The sequence below is a fragment of the Anaerolineales bacterium genome (assembly GCA_022866145.1).
In the GTDB taxonomy this organism is placed as follows: Bacteria; Chloroflexota; Anaerolineae; order Anaerolineales; family E44-bin32; genus PFL42.
The window spans coordinates 1-2,904 of record JALHUE010000345.1 but is presented as its reverse complement, the minus strand read 5'-3'; the positions used below and the strand labels follow the sequence as shown (position 1 = coordinate 2,904).

Annotated in this window: 4 protein-coding genes; all 4 read right to left on the bottom strand. The window is 66.0% G+C overall.

The window, feature by feature from the left end; translation table 11 throughout:
- On the bottom strand, window positions 1–599 hold a 599-nt coding region (locus MUO23_10665; GenBank protein MCJ7513417.1), incomplete at its 3' end, for a roadblock/LC7 domain-containing protein.
- A 55-nt stretch (window positions 600–654) separates the two neighbouring features.
- Window positions 655–1,350 (bottom strand): DUF4388 domain-containing protein, encoded by a 696-nt coding sequence (locus tag MUO23_10660; protein MCJ7513416.1) that lies wholly within the window; start codon window positions 1,348–1,350, stop codon window positions 655–657.
- A gap of 27 nt (window positions 1,351–1,377) precedes the next feature.
- Entirely contained in the window at window positions 1,378–1,965 is a 588-nt protein-coding gene (locus MUO23_10655; protein ID MCJ7513415.1) for an ADP-ribosylation factor-like protein, read from the bottom strand.
- A 566-nt stretch (window positions 1,966–2,531) separates the two neighbouring features.
- A partial coding sequence (locus MUO23_10650; protein MCJ7513414.1) for an SH3 domain-containing protein occupies window positions 2,532–2,904 on the bottom strand: 373 nt, incomplete at its 5' end.

Here is a 2,904-nt window from a genome sequence, read left to right as displayed (position 1 = left end):
CCATCGACCATCTTGCGCGCCGATCCGCCGCCGATTGCCAGGGCGGAGGGGAAATACAGGGCCTGGGTGAGCTCGGCCAGCGCCGCCCGAGGCGGGTTTGCCCCTTGCCCGATTCCGGCCAACTCCTCGCGGAACAACTCCAACCCTTCCACCCCCATCGCCACCGAGATGATCGACTCCAGCCGCGCAACCAGGTCTTCTTTCGGAGCCACTGGGGCGGCAGGGGCCGCCGCCGCCGGAGCTGGCTTCGCAGCCTGCGCGCTCAACTGGCTGGCGAGCTTCTTGGCGGCAACGTTGGCCGTCAGATTGAGCAGCGGGACATTGATCGAGGGCACACACAGGATGAACAGGTAACCCGGAGAAAGCACCTTGGCCACCAAGCGGCCACTCTCAAAAACCAGATCGAGCTCCGACACCTTCTTACGCCGCGCCATTCGCAGCCCTTCGATCGTCTTGGCCAGGGTCTTGGCCACCTGTGTCAAGGAGGCCGAGTCGAAAACGCCGGGGAGGGTCGACGTGACGACCTGGCCAGTGCTGTCGGCGACAAAGCAACCGGTCACGCCAGCCACGTCCTGGATGTCCCGCAAGATTTCGTCCACTGTTGCCCGCCTCTTCTACGGTTGCGATCCCCGCCGGGTGATCGCCGGTTCCGCTTCAGGCCATATCCTGCAGCGCGGCTTGCGCCTTGCTGGCGACCATCGCCGCCGAGGCATTCTCGGCCAGCATCAAGCCGGCATAGTAGCCGCTGTGCTTAATGACCAAGATGTTGCCGCCACTCAGGGCAGCCACGGCCCGCCTGAACACCCCCAGCGACATCGCTTCGCCGACCTGCTCCGCTGCCGCCCCGACGAAGGCCGCCACCGCCCCCTCCTTTTCGGGGTCCCCTTGAACATGGTGGGCAAGCACTACCCCATCCTCGGCGACCAACACCACGCCCCCCACGCCTTCGACCTTCTCTAAGGCTTCGACGACTGCCGACATCTCTCCCTCCATCCCGGATCGCCCCTGAGCTTGCCTCGGAACAGGTCCGGGACCGCTCTCGGCCGACCGGCCTTCGTCAATCCGGCGGGCCCCCTCCAACAGGAGCCCGGTGTAGCTTCGATCGATTGTCCTCTCGGAACCCTCGACCTCGGGCTCGAGGCGAAAGGTGCCGATATCCCACTCCAGGACTGCGAACACCGCAGCTTCGCCTGCCAGGTCGCCGGTGGCGGCGTGGGTGACTTGTCCGGATCGAAAATAGATCTCTGCCTGCTGTCCCTGATTCTCCAGCACCAGGCGTGCCAGCATGCCTTCCTGGCATGCGTGCTGAATCAGGTCGGCGACGCCCATGTCGCTCAAGTTGCCCTGCATACGGCTAGCGCCCCCGCACGGTCCGGCTCAGGCGGCCTCCGCCTCCACCCGGCTGATCAGTTCCTGCAGGATACACCTCAGCGTATTGCGCACGCCCTTGCCCTGGGTGGCGACTGCCTCGAAGGTCGGCATCCCATTCAAGTGCATCAGGTAGCGCATCGTCGAGCACGGCAGCGCGTTGACCACATCCTGCTTGTTGAACTGGACGACCATCGGCAGCTTGGCGCTCGATAGCTCGAGTTCCTCTAGGTGCCGATTCAGGTCCTGCCAGGCCCGCAGGTTCTCGTCCAGGCGGTCGGCGGCGCTGTCGGCCACAAACACCACCCCGTCCGCCCCCCGCAGGACCAATCGACGGCTGGCCTGGTACTGCGGCTGGCCGGGGACGGTGTACAGGTGCACGCGCGGTGTCAGCCCATTGATGCGGCGCAGGTCGACCCGCAGAAAATCGAAGTAAAGGGTACGGTCTTCGGCGGTGGCCAGCGAAATCAGCTCGCCGCGCACGGCTGGGTCGGCGAATTCGTGAATCCGAACCAGGTTGGTTGTCTTGCCGCTCAGCGGCGGCCCATAGTAGACAACCTTCAGGTTCATTTCCCGACGAGACAGGTTGATATGCACGTCTGCCGCCCACCCCGGTCCATGCCCTCCCCTATCAGGGAGGATGCAAGGCTTGGGCCACAGCCCCCGCCCGACACTGGAGGGCTCTTGCCAAGAGAGTACCACAGGAGTAGTAGTCCAGAACCTTACACTGAGATTGCAGAGGGTGCGCCTCCGGGGAGCTCGGGCTGCTCTGAAGGGTGACTGCTCGGCCTCATCCAGTACTCAACGGTCCTGCCCCAGCCAGCCCGCGGGCGGAAGATAGGCCTCTGGCCCTGCGAGCGGGGCCACGGTGCGGGTAGCGACTCGGCGCGCTCGACCCATGACCCCCTCAGACCGCCCGTGCGCCATCGGCACCGCCAAAGAGCAGCCATGCGGTGCGGCCGCCGCGCCCATCGCGAACCTTCCGGAACCGGACGCCGGCGACGAGCTGGCGCGGGAGGCTTGCATCGCTCCGCCGGTCCAGCAGGAGCGAATGCCCCCAGCGGGGGAGCAGTGAGGTTGAGCGGATCCGACAGATTTGGCGGAGGGCTTCGGTTGACAGCGGGAGGGAGGGCCCGGCCTAGCGAGCTCCGGGGGAGAATCCGCTACTCAGCCGGGGTTGGAGGCGGATCAACGGCAGGCACGAAGTTGACATTCCCACCGACTGTCACGGCGCCGCCAAAGACCCAACCATCCAGCCCCCCGCCGATGCGACGAACGAGCCACCAAGGGCCCGCCGAAGTTCCGGGCCCAAGGTTGTCGTAGCGCCCAACAACTTCGGCGGTCTGGTTCTGCAGGATGAAGTCAACATTCGGGTAGACCTCGTCCGGCCCCGAGCGCACGTAGGCGTTGTAGAGAGCCGTGAGGATCGGCCGGTCCGGTGTGGCGCTGGCGGCCAAGGTAGGGGTGGCCGTCGGCGCTTCGGGCGTGGCCGTGTTGGGGGAAAGGGTCGGGGTCGGCGTCACGGCCGATTGGGTG